We start from the raw sequence: 18,277 nt of genomic DNA on the forward strand, positions 1-18,277 counted from the left end.
AAAGAAACGAGATACCAAAGGAAGCCGCCTAAATCGGCGGCCCCGAGAGGACATACTGTACGGAAGGTGCTTGACTTTTACAATTTAAGAATGTAGTAGTATAACTAGCTGAAAAAGGTATTATATTTCATAGAATATAAAAAAAGAATTATTATATAACCATAACAAAAGACCTTTCTCGAACAAGTAATGGAAATTATTGATAAAAGAAAAGAAAAAAGAATAAATGCCTTTCTTTATTTTTGTAGGCATACAAACGAAAGGGTATTATTCCAAACCAAGATGTATAAACTGCTTTTTTTTCTTGATTTCATGAATTTTAAAGAAGTAGGCAAACCTGTAACGGATTTAGAATATTACGCTTGGGATAAAGGCCCAGTTCCCAAAAAGCTATACAACGAAATTAATAAGGGAACAGCACCTAAAGAAATATTGTTGTCAATAATACCAATTAAAGATGATGAAACAGGTGAAAGAATAGGAATAAAATGTAAAACAAATATTAAACCAAATCTAAAGGTGTTTTCTAGAAGAGAATTAAAATTGTTGGAAGATCTGGCATATATTTTTAAAGACGCAAAAAGTGAAGAAATAGTTGAAATTACACATTTAAAAAACGAGCCTTGGAATAAAACAAAAAGAACTTTAGGGATGTATAAACTAATAGATTATACTCTCGCATTGGATAATGATGCAAAGATAGACAGAGAAACGGCGCTTGAGAAGTACAAGAGACTTTTGGAAACGGAGGCTTTTTTTGGAGTTAGGGATAAAAACCCTTAAAAAAGGGAAAATACTTTATCATAAAGAACATGAATATGGTAAAAAGTTTATAGTTATCCTTAATGATACAACAGAGAATTTAAAAGACATTTGTGTATTTTGTTTAACGACAACAACCCCTAAATCAAAAAGACAACCCCCTTGTGATAATATTAGGGGCTATTTTTATATACCAATATGTGAAAAAGATTATTTTGAAAGAGAAACGTGGCTTTTATTGGATGATTTGCAATCTTCATATTTAGAAGACATTTTAAACGATATAGCAAATGGTGTTATTGTAACAAAAGAAGATTCTATATTATCAGATGGAACTGTTAAAGACTTAATGAAATGTATAGGAAATTTACTTGAAATTAGTATTGAATATTATGAACTTATCTTTGACAATAATTAAGCTTGCTAATATTGGAAAATCTCTATCTATATTTTTAGTTTTCATTTTAAGAAATTATCAAAATTAAAATATCATAAAGAACACACCTTTTGATATACACACTTATCGAATACCCTCAAAAAATCAGATGTGATCAGCTATTTTTAAGAAATTTAAACACCTCCCCCGCCGCCTTAACCGTCTCGGCTATGTCGTCATCGGTGTGGGCGGAGGAGACAAACAGCGCCTCGAAGGGGGACGGGGCGAGGTATACGCCTCTTTCAATCATCTCGTGGAAGTATTTTTTAAAGAGACCGCCGTCGGCCTCCTTGGCGTCCTCGAAGTTTCTCACCGGGCCCTCCGTGAAGAAGACCGACGCCATCGTTCCAACGGCGGTCCCCCACAAAGGTACTCTCGATTCTTTTGCCGCAGAGAGGATCCCCTCGATCAGCCCCTTCGTCTTCTTTACTATATCGTCGAAAACGCCGGGGCGGTAAAGCTCCCTTAATGTGGCGAGTCCGGCGGACACGGCGACGGGATTTCCCGAAAGCGTCCCGGCCTGGTATATCTCTCCAGACGGTGCGAGCTTTTCCATTATATCCTTTTTTCCGGCCACGGCTCCCAGGGGAAAGCCGCCGCCTATCACCTTGCCGAGCAGGGTGATGTCCGGGGAGAGCTTGTAGAGGGTCTGGGCGCCTCCTCCGCCGTTCTTGTAGTCAACCCGAAAGCCGTTCATCACCTCGTCGAAAATCACGAGGGCGCCCGCATTTTTGGCGGCATCGATAATGCCCTCGAGAAAGCCATCGGCCGGCGGGACCACGCCCATGTTTCCAGGCACCGGCTCGACTATGACCGCGGCGATTTGGCCTCCCACATCATTGAAGACTCCATTTACGGTTTCGAGGTCGTTGAAGGGGACGGTGATAGTGTCTTTTGCGGCGGCGTCCGTAACGCCCGGCGTGGAAGGGATTCCGAGGGTCGCCTTTCCCGACCCTGCGTCGCTCAAGAGAGAGTCGACGTGGCCGTGATAACACCCCACGAACTTGACGACCTTATCCCGCCCGGTGTATCCCCGGGCGAGGCGAATCGCCGTCATGGCCGCCTCCGTCCCGGAGCTTACGAGCCTGATCATATCCATTGCCGGAAAGTGTCTCAAGACCTCTTCGGCGAACTCGACCTCTATCTTGGTAGGCGCGCCGAAGCTCGAGCCGTTTCCGACAGACTTCACCGCCGCGTCAACGACCGCGGGGTGGGCGTGTCCGAGGATCAGGGGCCCCCATGAGAGGACGTAGTCGATGTACTCGTTGCCGTCGGCGTCGATTATTCGGCTCCCAGACCCCCTTGTGATAAAGGGAGGCGTTCCCCCCACGGATTTATAGGCCCTGACTGGGCTGTTTACACCCCCCGGGATTATTTCTTGGGAGCGCTTTAAAAATTTTTCAGATTCCTTGTACCTGTCAGACATCTTCAAATTTCCTTAAAAAGAATTTTTAGCCCTCATCGTCAAAGTAGTCCGGGCTCGTCTTCTTGAGCTCCCTTACGGTCTCGAGGACCCTGAAGTCGCGTATCCCCGTCTTTTCCGAGATGGAGGCCACCGTATTTTTTAAGGCAGCCTTCGACTCCGCGTGGATCATTGTGTACAGGTTGTACGGCCACGACCTGTCTGTTTCCCGGAGATAACAGTGAGAGACCTCCTTGAAGGAGGCCATCGCCTCGCCTGCCTCGTCCGCAGCGTCGGGGGGCGCCTTCCACGCCACCATGGCGTTTACGGCAAGACCGCTCTTGGTATTGCTGAGGACGGCCCCGAACCGGCGCAAAGCGCCCCTCTTTCCCTTTGCCGAGGCCTCACCGGCAAGATTATCCTTAAGGATTCTCAGCAATTCCCCGGTTTTAACTCCCGCCTTATCGGCCCAGGCGTCAAACGGCCTCTCCGTTATCGGCAGATCTCCCGATGCGATCTTCAGTACTTTTTTAGTCTTTTCGTCCATTGAGAATAGATTATGGGGGAGTCGGGGGCGGATGTCAACCCCCTTGTGATGAAGACACCTAGACATCCACCGTCTTGCAGTTACGGGTGTATTCTGTTGAGAAAGGAGCGACAGTTTAAGGGCCTCTTAACATCACACTAAACCATCATGGATGGCAAACGCCGCACCGATACTTGTTTTGCGTCAATATCAATAGCGGTACTGTCTTAGATAATTGTCTATATACGCCAGGGCGCGCTCCCTGGGTCTGAAGATGCCGAAGTGCCCCTCGCAGAGGACGTCCGGGAGAAGACCTTTGAGCTTTTCCATCGATTTGCGCCACATCCTGATGTCGGAACCGAAGACGTCCATGAAAGGGCCGTGAACGTCCTGGGCGAAGAGGACCCTTACGCCGTCGATGTCGATATAGGGGGAGACGGAGCCGGGGGTGTGCCCGGGGGTGTGAAGTAGGATCAGCTTCGTGTCGTCGAAGTCGAGGGCAAATTCCGCCTCGGAGAACGTAACGTCGACGTTGATCGGATTAAGGTGAACTCCGTACATGGAGGCGGCGGTGGCGACCCTGTCGCCCATCTCAACGGCTTCGGCGTCGAGCTCGTGCATTAAGAACGTCACGTCGAACTTCGACTTCAGGTATTCCATCCCGCCTATGTGATCGATGTGGTTGTGGGTAAGGACTACCCTCTTGATGGAATTGGGATCGATACCCGCTGCCTCGATGTTTTCTATAAGCCTCTTTACGGAGCGGCCGGCCCCTGTGTCTATTAGTATCGGGTCACTCCCTTTTATGAGGAATGCGGCGGCGTCGTCTGCTGTGGTTATGGTCCCTCCGGCAACCTGATAGACATGGTCTGTGACGAGGAGCTTGTCAATATTCGCCTTTTTCATCGACTCTCCCCCCTATATGCTTATATAAATGCTCTTTGGTGTTGATGGAGGACAAAGCGAACTTCTTCAGGGCCTTGGGCACAAGTACCGTGCTGTTCGACGGGTCAGAGCGGGGTTTCAATGCGTCTCCCTCGCAACCACGGGGTACTCCCTTAGAATATCCTCTATCCCCTGCGTGAACATTTCAACGGCGTCGTAATCGATGTCCATCTCTACGGCAACGCTGGCAGCCCCCTCATCGGAGAAGAGCGTAATATCTATTCTGCCCAGGACTATGTCGCTTCCCGGCTCCGGTATCTGGAGGTTGATATAGAGGATAGGCTCGGAAAAAGAGGACTCCGCGGTCAGGGAGTGGCCGATGGAGAGGCCCTTCAGGTCCTCTAAAAAGGTCTCCAGCTCGTCCGTCCTTATGCAGGGGTCAGTGAAATCGATATTGAGCCCCGGGATTTCCATCATAAGGCGGACAAGGATCCAATTTCCGTCCCAGTAGTCTTTGATTCCGGGAAATTCCCTGTCAGAGGCCTCGAGCACAAAGGTTATGGATTCGTCTCGGGAGGTCAGCCGAGCCTTGGCGGGGGGTTGATTCATATTGTATATTCTTTAAAAGAGACTTTTTTCGTTTTATGAAAGACGGTTTTTAAGTCTCGGCCTTTTTTGGAAATTTAAAATTTGAAACTGCGAAAACACTGTTAAGATTCTACACCGCGAAACGGATAAAGGCAACACTATTTTGTAGACAAAGGGGAGAAAAGACGTTTTTTAGGTTTTATTATATCTTTTCTGGATAAAGGTGGGATAAAATGCTTCGGGGACGGCACAACGGCCGTCCCCGAATTTGTTTCCATATAATGCTATAGCGTATAGCGTAAAAATCGAGGTTCGCTAAGAATTCCCTGTCAACTTCGCCGCCCCTCCCTGATCAACTTCGCCGCATCGGGCCTTTTAACTAGGCCTTCTTGACGGCCTTGCCAGCGCCATACGCTCCGGCGCAGGTCTCGCCCAAGAGCGGGAAGATAACAAGACTCAACCAGAAACCTACAAGCATATAAGCAATGAAGAACAGAAGTTGTCCTAAAATCGGGATTATATTAATCAGCGCCACAATCATCATGGCCAAACCAACTACAATAACTATGCCGATAATGACAAGAAAAGTCAGGAGATAATCTCCGATTATGCTGAAGATATTCTTGATGATCACTCCGAGCTGGAAGATTGCCCCGAATCTCTCGCCGTTCTTGGCGTAGTTGGCAAGGGCCATGGGAATCATAAGGCCAAGAATCACGGCAAAGACGACACCCACGAAATAGATTAGTCCTCCGAGTATCATTGCGATAGTTACTCCAGTTCCTGAAGCGCCTTCTGATCCTGTACCCATCAGCCATGCGCCACCAAATCCTACAAGCGCGCCGATCGCATAAAGGACTAACGGTATTAGCATATAGACGAAGTAAATCAAGATGATCATTATACTTGATTTGAAGTAACCACCCCAGTCATCCCATTCCGGCATCGTCAGCTCGGCCTTGTTATCGAGAGCCTGCTTAAAGACCTGAAATGCATATCCGAGGGAGAAAAAAGGATTGATAAACGGAATGGCGCCGATGATTATCTTTACAATCCAGTTATCATCCTTGAAAGAATATGTTAAAGCCCTTTTTACATCTACCATTTTAAACCTCCAATTAACCTAATTTTATAAACTAAATAATTGACACATTTTTGTCATAAAACGACATTCACTGCACATTCTAAACTATAAATACCATAAAAGCAAGAAATATTATTATAATTATATTGTAATTATATGTAATTTTAAGTGTATTGTAAAGACGATATTACTTGCCTTGGCGGATTTCTCTGTGATATATGACCTGAAAGCGTTCGGGTGAACAGAATAATAAGATACTATGAATTCAAAGAAGGATAGAAAGCTCAAAAGGGGCGTCCTGATAGTTATCGAGGGAATAGACGGGGCGGGAAAGAGCACCCAGGCCGAAAGACTGCTGAAATTCCTCTCAGATAACGGTTACGATGCGCTGGGGCTGACCGAACCCACCGACGGCGTCTGGGGAAAGAAGATCAGGGAGATGGCGTTGAGGGGCGAGAGGGAGGACGCCCCCGAGGAGGAATACCGCCTGTTTACGCTGGACAGGGAGGAGAACGTCGAAAAAAACATCGCGCCTGCACTCAAGGACAAAAAGACAGTCGTCCTTGACCGCTACTACTTTTCCACGATGGCCTATCAGGGGGCGAGGGGGCTGGACCCAAGGAGGATCATGGAGGAGAGCGGGGAGTTCGCCCCTATGCCGGACCTCGTCTTTTTGATAGACATCCCCGTAGACGAGAGCCTGAAGAGGATAAAAATGGGGAGGGGGGGCTTTTCGCCCTTCGAGAGGGAGGAGTACCTGAAAAAGGTAAAAGAGATATTCGACCGCGAGGTGGCGCCCCTTTCTTGTGTCGTCATGGTTGACGGGACGAAGGGGGAGGAGGCGGTCTTCGAGGAAATAAGGGACCTCGTGATGGAGCTTCTGGCTCCCCTCACCCTATAGCCTTCGGGCAAGGATTCAGGTATTGCGTGAGATCAATTCTTTCGTGCAGTGGTGTCTTATCATACCCTACTTGTATTTACAAATAGGGTTTTGCGGGGGCTGAACGATACGTGTATACATTCGAGCAGACGGAGTTGAAGGGGGCGTCGAAGACGAGGTAGTGGAAACAGAAATATGGAACCCGTGGTCTACAAACAAAAAGGCCGCCCGGCTTCATATTTAATATGCCGGACGGCCTTTGATTTCTATTAAAGGTAGTTCAGGCTCCCCATTTATTTTGACCGATCAGTTTGTGTCTCCCCACGTAACATCTTTCCCCCTTATTTGCCATGATTTGGTACAGGGGAATTGCAACGAGCCCACCTCCTCTTTCGCATTAAGCCTCTTCCGTTTCGGCACTTTCCCGCAACGACTCACCCATCATAACACCTTATCCAGATAAGATAGCATCTTCCCCCCGAAACGAACCCCTCTCCCTACATAACGGCCGATTCCCCTTCGCGATTCCACATCCTTAAGCCGCAATATCCGTGTATTAACGGTTCCCCCTCCCTTCATAAAGTCCACCTTCCCTTTGTAATGTCTCCTCCTAACGCAATGACCACCTTCACCTGGCAACTGCCCCTCGTAGCGGCCTCCTTACAACAAAAATGATCTAACCAACATAACGGCCCAGCCCCTTATTTATTGAGGGCTATGTAGACGGTCGCCCCGTTCCTCCAGATGAGAAACAGGTATCTGCCGGTCGCGTCCGCTTTGGAGACCTCGCTTTTAAAGTCGTCCACGTTGGTTATCTTCTTGTGGTTGACTTCCCTTATGATGTCGCCCTTGATGATCCCCGCCTTTTCGGCGAAGCCGCCCCTCGTAACGGCTGTGACTATTACACCGCTTGTTTCCGTCAGTCCCAGAAGCCTGGCTATGTTTGGGGTGATCGGATCTACGGTGAGGCCCATCTGCGATCCGGCTCCCGGTGACGGAGTGGTGTCGGGCTTTGAGGGGCTGGGACTCGGTGAGGGCGTTGGATACGGGCTCGGGTAAGGGTTGGCGGGTGTCTCCTCCCAAGGATTTGAGGCCTTCATGCTTTCCGAGGGCATTTTTCCGACGGTCAGGGGGAACACTCTTTCCTTTCCGTCCCTGAGGACCTTAATGTTGACCTTGGAGCCGACGGGCGTCATCGCCACCGTGGCGGGAAGCTCCTTTGACTTCTTTATCTTCTTTCCGTTGAACTCAATTATGACATCACCCCTCTTCAGCCCCGCCCTTTCGGCCGGACTCGAGGCCATGACCTCTGCAATAAGCACCCCAGTGGTATTCTGCAGGTCGAGTGATTTGGCGAGCTCCGGTGTTATCTCCTGAATGACGACGCCGAGCCAGCCGCGGACTACCTTCCCCTTTTTCAGCTGGGGATAGAGGCTCTTTGCCATATTAATCGGGATGGCAAAGCCGATGCCCTGACCGCGGTTTATTATCGCCGTGTTTATTCCTATGACCTCGCCCTTGATGTTGAAAAGAGGACCGCCGGAATTGCCGGGATTTATTGATGCGTCCGTCTGGATAAAATCGTCGTACGGGCCCGATCCGATCACGCGCCCCTTTGCGCTGACAATTCCCGCCGTTACGGTCTCTTCGAGTCCGAAGGGATTGCCTATGGCAAGGACCCACTCCCCTACCTTAAGGTAGTCGGAGTCTCCCATGTTTACGGTAGGGAGGCTGTCGCCCGCATCGATCTTGATAAGGGCGAGGTCGGTTTTGGGGTCAGAACCTATTACTCGGGCGTTGTATGTCTTCTCGTTATGCAGTGTGACCTTGATCTCCGTGGCGTTCTTTATAACGTGATTATTCGTGAAGATATACCCGTCGCCGGTTATTATAAATCCGCTTCCCAGGCTCTGGGTCTCTCTGGGCGATCCCGGAGTGTTGAAGAAGTCATCGAAAGGATTCCGCCCGTAGGGTGAGTTGGGATTGGACCAGGGGCTTACGGATTTGGTGCTTATATTTACCACGGCGGGTGTCAATGCCTTCGCGAGGGTTGTAAAATCGGGAAGGGTAATATATTTTACACCTTCACCGCTTTCTTCCGTCTCGCCGAAGATCCTGGCCGACGCCGTATCTCCCATAGAGGCCGCAAGGATGGATACAGTCGCCATAAAAATGACTGCGGCCGTAAAAGCGAAATATCTCGATCTGAAAAATCGGTTTCTTATGAGTTTCATAGTGTTAAAACCTCCACACTTTATTTGAAGTCTTTAAAACATTCTATTATCGGATATAAGCATTAGTCGGATATTAAATAAGAATTATAATATTTTAATCCTAATTGTCCGATAGGGGCAGGACTACGCTGAATGTGCTTCCGATTCCGGGAGTGCTCGCAACGTTTATCGTCCCCCCGTGCGCCTCCGTGATAAATCTGGATATTGCAAGCCCAAGTCCCGTTCCCCCCTCTTTCCTAGAGCGGTTTTTATCCACTCTGTAGAATCGGTCGAATATCTTCTTCTGATCGTCATCGGATATTCCGATGCCGTTATCGCTAACCTTGATCTCAACCGTATCGGAGTTGGCCCGTGCGGTCATGTCGATCCTTCCGCCATCCTTTGTGTATTTTAGGCCGTTGTCCACGAGGTTTAGAAAAAGTTGTTTGAGCTTCAGCTTGTTTCCCATAATGGAGATGGAATCGATTCCGTTGATGTCGAGGTGAAGCTCCTGGTTTTTCCTTTCGGCGAGCATGGTTCCCATGTCGTAGACGTCCTTTAGAATAGGGGACAGCTCCAGGGGCTCCAATTCAAAAGGAATCTCGCCCGAGTCGGCCCTCGAGAGGATCAGGAGGTCGTCGATGATTTTGCTCATGTGGTCTATCTCCTCGAGGTTGCTTGTCAGTGTCTCTTTGTACTCCTTGGTGTTCCTGGCCGACCTGAGCGCCCACTCGCTCTCGCCCTTCAGGATAGTCAGCGGCGTTCTGAGCTCGTGGGAGGCGTCGGCGGAGAACTGCTTCGCCTGATCGAATGACTTCCGGAGACGCTCCAGCATGTCGTTGAACGTTCCGGCGAGCCTCCCAAGCTCGTCTTTCGGATTTCTGACCTTTATCCTCTGCGACAGGTCCTTCGCCCCGATCGATCTCGCCAACATCGTCATCTCGTCCACCGGTCTTAATGCCGCCTTCGCGAGAAAGTATCCCCCGATGCTCGAGAAGATCAAAATGGTCGGCACGGTAAAGAGAATGATAAACAAAAGCTTCATCAACGTGTCCTGAACGTACTCCAGGGAGGTTCCCACCTGAACGAAGTTAATCAGACGGTTATCCCGAATGACCGGGTAGTTGATCACCCTTATCGGGTATTCATCGAGGCCCTCTATGGTCTCAAACGTTATCTCCCCGTTTTTCGCGTTCTTTACCGTCTCCGCCGTAATCGGAATCTTGATGGTACGCTCGCCCTTGGTGCCGTAGTCGACGTTTCCCGATTTGTCGAAGATACTTATATACTTTGTGGTTGGCTTGAAGCCGAAAAAGTCCTCGAGGTATTCGTTCCACTTCTCTGAATCCTCAGGATTCCTTGTCGTGGAATCTGCGGTTATCTCCGCGATGGTTTTCAGCTTTTTGTCAACGCTGTCATGCAAGGCCCTGTGGAGAAAAAAGTAGAGTATCAATGAAAAGGCCAAAAATGTTATAGCCAAAACAAGCGTATACCACACCACCAGTTTGGCCCTTAAGTTGGTAAAAAACATCCCTTATGCCTCTAACTTATAGCCGACACCCCTTATCGTGTGTAAAAGTTTCTTGGAAAAACCCTTGTCTATCTTGTTTCTCAGGTAATTTATGTAGACATCTATTACGTTTGTAAAGGTATCGTGTTTGATATCCCAGACGTGCTCCGAGATCATCGTCCTGGTCAGGACCCTCCTCTGGTTCCTCAACAGATATTCCAGCAGCCCGTATTCCTTTGCAGTAAGGTTGATTTCCTTGTTGTCTCTGGTTACCTTGTGGGTGACGGGATCGAGCACGAGGTCGGCGATGGAGAGCTTGAGGCTCTCCTCCGGCTTCCCCCTTCTCAATAAGACCCTTATTCGGGCCAGAAGCTCCTCGAATGCGAATGGTTTTGTGATATAATCGTCCGCCCCCATATCGAGGCCCTTTACCTTGTCCTCGACGAGATCCTTTGCCGTTAGTAAGACAACGGGCATCGCTTTACCGACACTGCGGATGTGGGAGAGCACGGACAGCCCGTCCATCTCAGGGAGCATTATATCAAGGATTGCAAGATCGTAATCGTAGCTGTCCACAAGGGCGACCGCCTCTTTGCCGTCTTCGGCGACGTCTACGGCGTAGTGTTCCTCTTCGAGACCCCTCTTGATAAAAGAGGCCACCTTCGCCTCGTCTTCTACTATTAGAATCCTCACTTTATTTAGCCTCCCATTGAAAAAATTTCGCGGGAAAAAGGTAAATCAGAGTATTATTATACCATATTTTTAATAAAAGTTCCTACTTTTCTTCAATTTAGCGCTTTTGCTTGCCAAAGGCGCCCACAGAAAAATCCCTATTTTGCGGTTTTTCCCGTTGCAAGCTGGCCGCAGGCCGCGGAGATTTCGCCTCCCCTGCTCTTCCTGATGATCGCGTTTACCTTTGAACCGATAAGTATGGACTGAAAGCGGGATATTCGTTCATCGTCGGGCCGCTCGAAGACGGCCCCCGGATATGTGTTAAACGGGATCAGATTTACCTTCACCTTGAGTCCGGAGATTATCCTGGCGAGTTTAACGGCGTGGTCTTCCGTGTCGTTTATCCCCTTGAGCAGGACGTATTCCAGCGTGATTCGCCTTCCCTTCTTCAACGGGTAACTTTTAAGCGCGGCTAAAAGCTCTTTCAAGGGGTATCTCCTGTTTATCGGCATTATGGAGTCCCTCGTCTCGTCGTCGGGGGCGTTGAGGGACACGGCGAGGTTAACGCTCCTCTCGGTCCCGAACCTCAGGATGGCTTCCGGAATCCCCGCCGTGGAGAGCGTTATCCTTCTCCAGGAAAACTCGAGTCCCCAGTTTGCAGAGATAACGTCGACGGCCCTCGCAACCTCGTCGTAGTTCAGGAGCGGCTCCCCCATGCCCATGAAGACGATGTTCGAGATATTCTCCTCTTCCCCCCTCTCTTCGTCCCCGGGGCCCGAAAGATACTTTCCCGCCGCAATCACCTGTCCCACGATCTCGGCGCAGGTAAGGTTCCTCACAAAGCCCATCCTGCCGGTCAGGCAGAAGGCGCATCCGAGGGGGCAGCCCACCTGACTCGATACGCAGAGAGTCCTCTTTCTTCCGTCCGGGATTATGACCGATTCTATAGCCTCGCCGTCGTCCAATCTGAAGAGGAATTTTATCGTCTCTCCACCGTATTTTTCGGCGCCGGCCAAGCCGTCCCCTTTCCCCGTTCGGGTTACCCTCTCCGGAGTGAGCCGGCTTATTCGAGCCTTTGATGACAGCCTCGATCTGAAATCGACGGAGAGGTCGGTCATCTCGCTGAAATCCGAGGCGCCCTTTTGGTACATCCACTTCAAGATCTGCTTTGCCCTGAACGGTTTATCGCCCAGAGTTTTAACGATTTCAAAGATCTCCTCCGGATAGAGACCCAGAAGATCTCTCATGTTCTCCCCGTCTTGCCGTGGTGATATTGGAAAGACCATTATGGCTTCCCCTGTGGGATTTCTTTCCTTTAAAAAAATTTCTCGAGATCGGAAAAGAAATACGCGATCTCGGTCTTCGCCGTCTCCGGGGCATCGGAGCCGTGGACGGTGTTCACCTCTATGGAGCTGCCGTACTTATTCCTTATGGTGCCGGGCTCCGCCTTTGCGGGGTCGGTGGCCCCCATTATGTCACGATTTCTCTGGATCGCGTTTTCGCCCTCCAACACCTGTACCACCGACGGCCCGGAGCTCATGAAATCGGTCAGAGACTGGAAAAACGGTCTGTCTTTATGAACGGCGTAGAAGCCCTCCGCCTCCCTCTTGCTCATGTGGATCATCTTCATGGCGACGACCTTGAGCCCGTTTTCCTCGAAAGTCTTGACTATTTCCCCGATGATGGACTTTTTTACGCCATCAGGTTTTATAATAGACAGGGTCTGTTCAATCATCGAATCCTCCTCAGTTTTACAAATTGGCTGTATAAATATAGGGTTGGTGGTTCACCAAACCGCCTGTGGAAGTGAAGAGTAGGGTCCCAAATTATGGTGGAATTTGCACATTGCTGAAACGTTGTTTGCTTCAATTATTATCTCTACAAGATAACAACGTATCGGTCAAGTGTCAAGATTTTTAGTGGACAACAAGTTACGCCGTTTTTTCGACGTCCGATGTGACCACAGTCACGATATGAATTGACTTATGTCCTAAAATGTGGTTTAATAAAAGAATAAATATGGAATATAAGTGTAACTTATATAATCTTAAGAAAAAACAAATTAGAATAATTTTTCTTCATGCTTTGCTCAAGTTGAGTGGTGTTGAAAGTATTATATAGTTAATTATTGGAAGTAACTCAAAATGAAGATATTAATCGTTGATGACGAGCCGACAATAAGGGATTACCTGGAAGAGGTTTTTAAGGAGATGGGACATGAGGTGGCTTCAGTATCCGACGGCTACGATGCCATCGACTACGTCAGGGAACACGACGTAAACCTCGCCTACGTGGATGTCAAGATGCCCGGGATCGACGGATTTGAGACCTTTAAGAGGCTGAGGGAGATCGATCCAAAGATCGGCGGAGTGATGATATCCGGAAATGCCGTGGAGAAGATGATGGATACCTCCATCCAGAGAGGAGTGTATGTGTGTCTTAAGAAACCGATGAGCATAGATAAGCTCGAAGAGATAAACAAGGCTTACGAGAATATCCGAATTCCTCTCGAATTCGTATACAAGAAGAAGGGTCTCAGCGAGGATGAAATCTCAGGGGCGAAGATCCTCATTGCGGACGATGAAGAGGGAATAAGGAAAATAATCCAGGATGTGCTAAACGAATCGGGATTCTCCAATATTGACATGGCGGAGAACGGGCAGGAGGCGATAGATAAGTTCAATGAGAAAAGGCATGACACTATAATTCTCGACATTAAGATGCCCATCGTTCACGGTGTGGATGTCTTGAGGCACGTTAAGGCCTTGTCCCCCGATTCCGAGGTGATTATCATTTCCGGTGCCGCCGACAAGGATTCGGCCATAGCGGCGGTGAAGCTCGGGGCCTACGATTATATAGAGAAGCCGTTCGAGGTTGATACCCTGCTACGTATAATTAGTAGGGCCGTCGAGAAGAGACTGCTAAACAGACTCAAAGAAAATCAATAACCACCGGGGATGATCCCTGATCCAAGAGAACGATTCTTAACAAAAACCGGCCAAGCGAGAACTTACCGAAAAGCTTTAAGCCGGTTTTTTTGTATACGTAAGTTCATTGGGATGACGTAAGCTGAAGGGAGATCGGATGTCAGTAGAGATCGATTCCAAGCCTGAAAAGAGATACGTCCTATACCTGACCGCCGTGATCGTGACCTTTGCCGTAGTCCGAATCCTTTATATCATGTATGGTCCCTTGAACCTCGTCTGCGACGAGGCCTATTTCTGGGACTGGTCTCGAAAGCTTGACCTCAGCTACTATGATCAGGGATCGATTACGGCCTACATCATCGCCTTCACAACGGCGCTGTTCGGGGACACGGAGCTCGGGGTCAGGATAGGGGCCGTCTTCTTTATGGCGGCCGCAACCGTTGTTTTTTACATCGCCGCAACCGACATGTTCAAGTCCCCCGGGGCGGGATTTGCCGCCGCTTTGCTCTTCAACCTGATGCCGATGTCTCTGGCGGGGGGGCTAATAATCACATACTACTCCCCCATGATCCTCTTTTATCCCCTGATGATATATGTCCTATTCAAAATCACGGAGGATAAGTGGGGCGGGGCGCTCCTCTGGTATATAGTGGGATTCCTCCTGGGGCTGGGCCTCCTCACCCACATCATGTACTGGTTCTACTCCTTTATCGTGATTCTCTACGTAATGGTCTCGCCGGGTATGAGGAGGTGGCTTAAATCCCCCCACTTCTACCTCGCAGCCCTTCTGGCAATAGTCATGTCGGTTCCCGTCCTCTACTGGAACTGGGGCCACGACTTCGCCATGTTCAGGCACGCCTTCGGGCTGGGCGGGGTTACAAAGTCGAGGGAGTTCAGTCCCCTGACCTTTTTCGAGTTCCTGGGGGGACAAATCGGGATATTGACGCCCTTCGTCTTCGTCCCGTTCGTCTATGTCTACTATCTGATAATAAAGAGGGCTTTTAAGGACGGCGTTGAGCTATACCGCCTCATCTTTTTCACCTCGGCGCCAATATTTATCCTGATAACCCTCATGAGCCTCAGGGGGAGGGCGGAGGCGAACTGGCCCACCCTCGGATACATCGGCCCCTTTATGGTCTTCGGGGCGGTAATCGACGACTTCCTCAAGACCTACAGGGAGAGGAAGGGGAGGGGACTTTTGCGGTACGGCTGGTTCACGCTGATCTTCCTCATATTCTTGAACGTCTTCGCCTTCAACTTCGATCTTATCTGGAAGATCGCCCCAAAAATTTTTATCGAGGACCCTGAGCGGGACCCCACAAACGGGCTTCGGGGCTGGGACATCCTCGGCAAAAGGGTCGAGGAGGTCTACAACGAGATGGGGGGGGAGGGGAAGGTATTTGTCTTCACACAGGACTACGGCGAGACGCCGGAGCTCGCCTTTTACATGCCCTCCCACCCTGACGCCACCGTCCTTCGCTACTGGAAGCGGAAGAGCCAGTACGATTACTGGCTGAAGGAGGGCTCCCCGGAATTAACTACAGGGATGGACGCGATCTTCGTTGACCGATGCCGTATATCGAGTGGGTGCGACGAAATATCAAATCTCATAGTCGAGTCGTTCGAGAGGGTAGACCCCCCCGAGGAGCTGGTGATATACAAGGAGGGGTCTGAGGGAAAAATCAAGCGGAGGATATTCCTCGTATACAGGATGTACGGCTTCAAGGGGATGAACTACGACTGCCCGGAGTATTATTGACCTTCCGCTTAAAAAAATTTATCGGGCACAAGACCTTCCCGACGGCTCTCTTGGATCGTCAGTAGATGGGGGGACGGCGGGAGTTTCCCTTAAGGGTCGTAAGTGACCCCTCAGCCCGCAAATATCATGCAGGGAAGAGAGGGGATGCGGTCGATAAGCATGATCTCTTAAAAAAAGCCTCTCCTCCGCACGTTCCGTAAGGCCGCGGCGAGGTAAATCGTCGCTCGGAAAAAAGAGCGGCGTGCCCACAATTCACCCCCGGCGAGAATCCAAACCTTAAGTTGACTTCCAATGAGTAATCGGACTCACCGGCGGGTGTCTAAACAAATCGCCTTGATAAACCGATGCTGGTTCGGCCCCTCGTGATCAATGGTAAACTGACTATCAGTTTATCTCACATCCGGGCGTTATCGACCCAAGCCTAACCGATCACGTAGGCCAACACTATCCCCACCAGAAATCCGCCGATCGAGCCGTTGATGAACTCGGTGGCCAAAAGCTTTCCCGGGTAGTAGGTCTGGATCCACATGTCGAAGAGCCTCGGGAATATCTTCATGACCATGATGATCAGCCCGAAGACGAGGCCGGCGCATATGGTAGCGGCCGGCAGGGCGGACCTCACGAATGCGAAGACTAAGGCCCAGAGGAGACACTGGATAAGCATTCCCACGTACTGCATGAAGATATACTTGGGATTGCTCTCCCACTTCTTCAGCGCCGGGGATCCCTCGGCGTTTTTATATATCTTTGCCACGGCGGGGTTGCCGTAGAGGAATCCCAACACGAAGAATGATGCCACGGACGCCAGAAAGCCGCCCAACAGTGTTCTCAGGATATCCAGTTCCATTCTTTCTCCTTTTAATAAAAGCCGTTATTGAAATTTTTGTAAAACACTTAAGATAAAGACGGTTCACAGAAGCTGTATACAGTATAATAAAATATATTTTTTAAACGTTTATGTCAAATAAATTTGTGGGAGGAATGCTATTTGGTGTCGACGGGTCTAAAACTTGAAGGGTGATGTCTCGGCCGTGATTTTTGATGCAACCGACTTCTTCGGCTTGAGGGAAGCGACCGTTCTCTCGGATTAATTTTAAAAGAGTGCCGATCGCCTAATCGCCGCCCCCTGCGATTTTCTTCTCCCTCCGCCTTCCCGAGATGAGGCCGATCTCGAAGTCCCCGGCTTTGATGGCCTTAATGATCGAGTCCTTGTCCCTGTCGGCGTTGACGTCTATCCACGTCTTGCCGCAGGAGTGCTCGTCGTGGGCGTCGTCGGAGGCGATCTTCGGCAAGTCAATCTCCGGGGTGTCGTAGAACGGCGTGTAGAAGCCCCGGTCGGTGACCTCGACGGCGTCGATCTTTCCCGGCCCCTCCTCGTTGAACTTCTTTATCCTCCTGTTGACGTCCACTATCGAGAGGCGGTACGAGTCGGGGTGGCAGAGGACGTGGAGTACCTCCGAATCCCCCTTTATCCTCAGCGTGTGGTGATATGATATGTAGACCGGCTCCAGCTCTATCCCCTCGAATATCATGATCCCCTCGAGCATAAGCGGGAAGAGGTCGAAGTAGGCCTTCTTGGTCATGTACTCGTGGTCGGTGATGGCGATGAAGTCGTAGCCGAGGTCGCGGTATATGCGCGCCATCTCCAGCGGGCCCAGGTGCCCGTCGGAATAAGTGGTGTGGACGTGAAGGTTTCCCTTGAGGTGGGCCATTTATTTTATTCAGCCGATGGTTAAAAAGATACCAGTATATCATGCTTTCGGGTGGAATTGAACTATTTTCGATAAACTGTTGAGTTTCTTGTAATTAGTGTGGTAATGTGGGGGCGGGGGGTGATGCCGTGAAGGTCAGGTGCCCTAACTGCGATGCATCGGGAAGCGTATACGACGGCCTTGTCCCGGAGGGGGGGTGCTGGCTCAGGTGCCCCGTGTGCAGGGAGAGGTTCTTCGTGGAAAAAGAGGCGCCCGACCCTGAAGCAGCGGCGGAGGGAAAGGGGGAGGGGCGCGGCCTTACCTATTACCCCACCTATTACCCCACCTACGACCCCACCTATCACCTGACCGACGGGAGCGATCCGGAGAACGAAGAAGACCTCTTTTTGTACTGGTGGTTCTTCGGATTTTAAAATTTCTTTATACTTTCATTTTAAATGTCCTAAATTCAATTTAGACATTGATTTTTGTATATCGTATTTTGTATAATCAAAACCATTAGTTCGATTAATTATTTCGGTATGGGGGGTTGTTATGAAAATTACATGTCCCGAATGTGGTGCAACTGGAAATATAGATGAAAGTAAAATTCCAGATGTGGGAAGAAAAGTAAAGTGTGGCAGATGCAATAAGGTTTTTATGGTGGGTGGGGAAATTGCAGAAATGGAAATTATAAATGAAAAGGAAAGCAATAAAACCCATCCTTTAAAACGAAAAAACGATATATATTTTAGAGTAATTGTTTTTATTGTTTTGCTATTTTTTATATTCCTTTATGTAAGACCATATTTACCGGAAAGAAAAATTAATATTAATTGTATTGATAGAAGGGGAAAACTGAAGTGGACCCAATATGGTAGACAGTGAAACGGGGGTTTTAAGGTGGATCATGCGGCCTGTTTCCCCCGTTGGTTTTTAAAA

The 18,277-nt window shown here is 49.3% G+C and carries 19 protein-coding genes; 7 read left to right on the forward strand and 12 right to left on the reverse strand.

Going from position 1 to position 18,277, the window contains the following annotated elements; genetic code table 11:
- The first annotated feature begins 189 nt into the window (after positions 1 to 189).
- Both JW984_07475 and JW984_07480 read left to right on the forward strand, forming a co-directional pair.
- Positions 190 to 783 carry a SocA family protein gene (locus JW984_07475; GenBank protein ID MBN1573017.1) on the forward strand — a complete coding sequence of 198 codons (594 nt, stop codon included), beginning with the start codon at positions 190 to 192 and terminating at the stop codon, positions 781 to 783.
- Positions 758 to 1,180, forward strand: coding sequence for a hypothetical protein (locus JW984_07480; GenBank protein ID MBN1573018.1), 423 nt, complete (start codon positions 758 to 760; stop codon positions 1,178 to 1,180). Before JW984_07475 ends, JW984_07480 begins: the two co-directional genes overlap by 26 nt.
- A 133-nt stretch (positions 1,181 to 1,313) precedes the next feature.
- On the opposite strand, the gene hemL is transcribed toward JW984_07480, so the two are convergent.
- The 5 genes from hemL to JW984_07505 all read right to left on the reverse strand — a co-directional run bounded on the left by hemL (position 1,314) and on the right by JW984_07505 (position 5,704).
- Positions 1,314 to 2,624: a glutamate-1-semialdehyde 2,1-aminomutase gene (gene hemL, locus JW984_07485; protein MBN1573019.1), complete on the reverse strand. Its 1,311-nt coding sequence runs from the start codon at positions 2,622 to 2,624 to the stop codon at positions 1,314 to 1,316.
- Positions 2,625 to 2,649: 25 nt separating this feature from the next.
- The gene (locus tag JW984_07490; GenBank protein ID MBN1573020.1) at positions 2,650 to 3,213 is read right to left on the reverse strand and encodes an Lrp/AsnC family transcriptional regulator; all 564 of its coding nucleotides are present in this window, start codon (positions 3,211 to 3,213) and stop codon (positions 2,650 to 2,652) included.
- Positions 3,214 to 3,336: 123 nt separating this feature from the next.
- Positions 3,337 to 4,032 (reverse strand): MBL fold metallo-hydrolase, encoded by a 696-nt coding sequence (locus JW984_07495; GenBank protein MBN1573021.1) that lies wholly within the window; start codon positions 4,030 to 4,032, stop codon positions 3,337 to 3,339.
- Between the two features lie 117 nt (positions 4,033 to 4,149).
- Positions 4,150 to 4,620 carry a hypothetical protein gene (locus JW984_07500; GenBank protein ID MBN1573022.1) on the reverse strand — a complete coding sequence of 157 codons (471 nt, stop codon included), beginning with the start codon at positions 4,618 to 4,620 and terminating at the stop codon, positions 4,150 to 4,152.
- 358 nt (positions 4,621 to 4,978) lie between these two features.
- Entirely contained in the window at positions 4,979 to 5,704 is a 726-nt protein-coding gene (locus JW984_07505; GenBank protein ID MBN1573023.1) for a DUF4013 domain-containing protein, read from the reverse strand.
- A gap of 238 nt (positions 5,705 to 5,942) precedes the next feature.
- Here JW984_07505 and tmk point away from each other — a divergent pair, with 238 nt between their 5' ends.
- Complete coding sequence (gene tmk / locus JW984_07510) at positions 5,943 to 6,584, forward strand: dTMP kinase (GenBank protein MBN1573024.1); 642 nt, start codon at positions 5,943 to 5,945, stop codon at positions 6,582 to 6,584.
- Between the two features lie 680 nt (positions 6,585 to 7,264).
- Here tmk and JW984_07515 read toward each other — a convergent pair.
- The 5 genes from JW984_07515 to ndk form a co-directional block, all read right to left on the reverse strand.
- Positions 7,265 to 8,797 (reverse strand): DegQ family serine endoprotease, encoded by a 1,533-nt coding sequence (locus JW984_07515; GenBank protein ID MBN1573025.1) that lies wholly within the window; start codon positions 8,795 to 8,797, stop codon positions 7,265 to 7,267.
- 100 nt (positions 8,798 to 8,897) lie between these two features.
- Positions 8,898 to 10,307: a HAMP domain-containing protein gene (locus JW984_07520; GenBank protein ID MBN1573026.1), complete on the reverse strand. Its 1,410-nt coding sequence runs from the start codon at positions 10,305 to 10,307 to the stop codon at positions 8,898 to 8,900.
- Between the two features lie 3 nt (positions 10,308 to 10,310).
- Positions 10,311 to 10,979 (reverse strand): response regulator transcription factor, encoded by a 669-nt coding sequence (locus tag JW984_07525; GenBank protein ID MBN1573027.1) that lies wholly within the window; start codon positions 10,977 to 10,979, stop codon positions 10,311 to 10,313.
- A 137-nt stretch (positions 10,980 to 11,116) separates the two neighbouring features.
- Positions 11,117 to 12,205 (reverse strand): 23S rRNA (adenine(2503)-C(2))-methyltransferase RlmN, encoded by a 1,089-nt coding sequence (gene rlmN, locus JW984_07530; GenBank protein MBN1573028.1) that lies wholly within the window; start codon positions 12,203 to 12,205, stop codon positions 11,117 to 11,119.
- 68 nt (positions 12,206 to 12,273) lie between these two features.
- Complete coding sequence (ndk, locus tag JW984_07535) at positions 12,274 to 12,693, reverse strand: nucleoside-diphosphate kinase (GenBank protein ID MBN1573029.1); 420 nt, start codon at positions 12,691 to 12,693, stop codon at positions 12,274 to 12,276.
- A 409-nt stretch (positions 12,694 to 13,102) separates the two neighbouring features.
- Here ndk and JW984_07540 point away from each other — a divergent pair, with 409 nt between their 5' ends.
- Together JW984_07540 and JW984_07545 are read left to right on the forward strand one after the other, a co-directional pair.
- Positions 13,103 to 13,906, forward strand: coding sequence for a response regulator (locus tag JW984_07540; protein MBN1573030.1), 804 nt, complete (start codon positions 13,103 to 13,105; stop codon positions 13,904 to 13,906).
- 136 nt (positions 13,907 to 14,042) lie between these two features.
- Complete coding sequence (locus JW984_07545; protein ID MBN1573031.1) at positions 14,043 to 15,644, forward strand: glycosyltransferase family 39 protein; 1,602 nt, start codon at positions 14,043 to 14,045, stop codon at positions 15,642 to 15,644.
- Positions 15,645 to 16,065: 421 nt separating this feature from the next.
- Here JW984_07545 and JW984_07550 read toward each other — a convergent pair whose 3' ends face one another.
- Complete coding sequence (locus JW984_07550; protein MBN1573032.1) at positions 16,066 to 16,491, reverse strand: hypothetical protein; 426 nt, start codon at positions 16,489 to 16,491, stop codon at positions 16,066 to 16,068.
- Between the two features lie 265 nt (positions 16,492 to 16,756).
- Complete coding sequence (locus tag JW984_07555; protein MBN1573033.1) at positions 16,757 to 17,356, reverse strand: hypothetical protein; 600 nt, start codon at positions 17,354 to 17,356, stop codon at positions 16,757 to 16,759.
- Between the two features lie 128 nt (positions 17,357 to 17,484).
- On the opposite strand from JW984_07555, the gene JW984_07560 reads away from it, so the two are divergent.
- Positions 17,485 to 17,769 (forward strand): zinc-ribbon domain-containing protein, encoded by a 285-nt coding sequence (locus JW984_07560; protein ID MBN1573034.1) that lies wholly within the window; start codon positions 17,485 to 17,487, stop codon positions 17,767 to 17,769.
- A 121-nt stretch (positions 17,770 to 17,890) separates the two neighbouring features.
- Entirely contained in the window at positions 17,891 to 18,223 is a 333-nt protein-coding gene (locus JW984_07565) for a zinc-ribbon domain-containing protein (GenBank protein ID MBN1573035.1), read from the forward strand.
- The last annotated feature ends 54 nt before the right edge of the window (positions 18,224 to 18,277 follow it).

The organism is Candidatus Zymogenus saltonus, assembly GCA_016929395.1.
GTDB lineage: Bacteria > Desulfobacterota > Zymogenia > Zymogenales > Zymogenaceae > Zymogenus > Zymogenus saltonus.

Coding starts and splice junctions, on each gene's coding strand:
- hemL (MBN1573019.1), bottom strand. CDS start 2,624: ATGTCTGACAGGTACAAGGAATCTGAAAAATTTTTAAAGCGCTCCCAA.
- JW984_07520 (MBN1573026.1), bottom strand. CDS start 10,307: ATGTTTTTTACCAACTTAAGGGCCAAACTGGTGGTGTGGTATACGCTT.
- JW984_07475 (MBN1573017.1), top strand. CDS start 190: ATGGAAATTATTGATAAAAGAAAAGAAAAAAGAATAAATGCCTTTCTT.
- JW984_07550 (MBN1573032.1), bottom strand. CDS start 16,491: ATGGAACTGGATATCCTGAGAACACTGTTGGGCGGCTTTCTGGCGTCC.
- JW984_07540 (MBN1573030.1), top strand. CDS start 13,103: ATGAAGATATTAATCGTTGATGACGAGCCGACAATAAGGGATTACCTG.
- JW984_07505 (MBN1573023.1), bottom strand. CDS start 5,704: ATGGTAGATGTAAAAAGGGCTTTAACATATTCTTTCAAGGATGATAAC.
- JW984_07500 (MBN1573022.1), bottom strand. CDS start 4,620: ATGAATCAACCCCCCGCCAAGGCTCGGCTGACCTCCCGAGACGAATCC.
- JW984_07490 (MBN1573020.1), bottom strand. CDS start 3,213: ATGTCTAGGTGTCTTCATCACAAGGGGGTTGACATCCGCCCCCGACTC.
- tmk (MBN1573024.1), top strand. CDS start 5,943: ATGAATTCAAAGAAGGATAGAAAGCTCAAAAGGGGCGTCCTGATAGTT.
- JW984_07555 (MBN1573033.1), bottom strand. CDS start 17,356: ATGGCCCACCTCAAGGGAAACCTTCACGTCCACACCACTTATTCCGAC.
- JW984_07495 (MBN1573021.1), bottom strand. CDS start 4,032: ATGAAAAAGGCGAATATTGACAAGCTCCTCGTCACAGACCATGTCTAT.
- JW984_07565 (MBN1573035.1), top strand. CDS start 17,891: ATGAAAATTACATGTCCCGAATGTGGTGCAACTGGAAATATAGATGAA.
- ndk (MBN1573029.1), bottom strand. CDS start 12,693: ATGATTGAACAGACCCTGTCTATTATAAAACCTGATGGCGTAAAAAAG.
- JW984_07545 (MBN1573031.1), top strand. CDS start 14,043: ATGTCAGTAGAGATCGATTCCAAGCCTGAAAAGAGATACGTCCTATAC.
- JW984_07515 (MBN1573025.1), bottom strand. CDS start 8,797: ATGAAACTCATAAGAAACCGATTTTTCAGATCGAGATATTTCGCTTTT.
- rlmN (MBN1573028.1), bottom strand. CDS start 12,205: ATGAGAGATCTTCTGGGTCTCTATCCGGAGGAGATCTTTGAAATCGTT.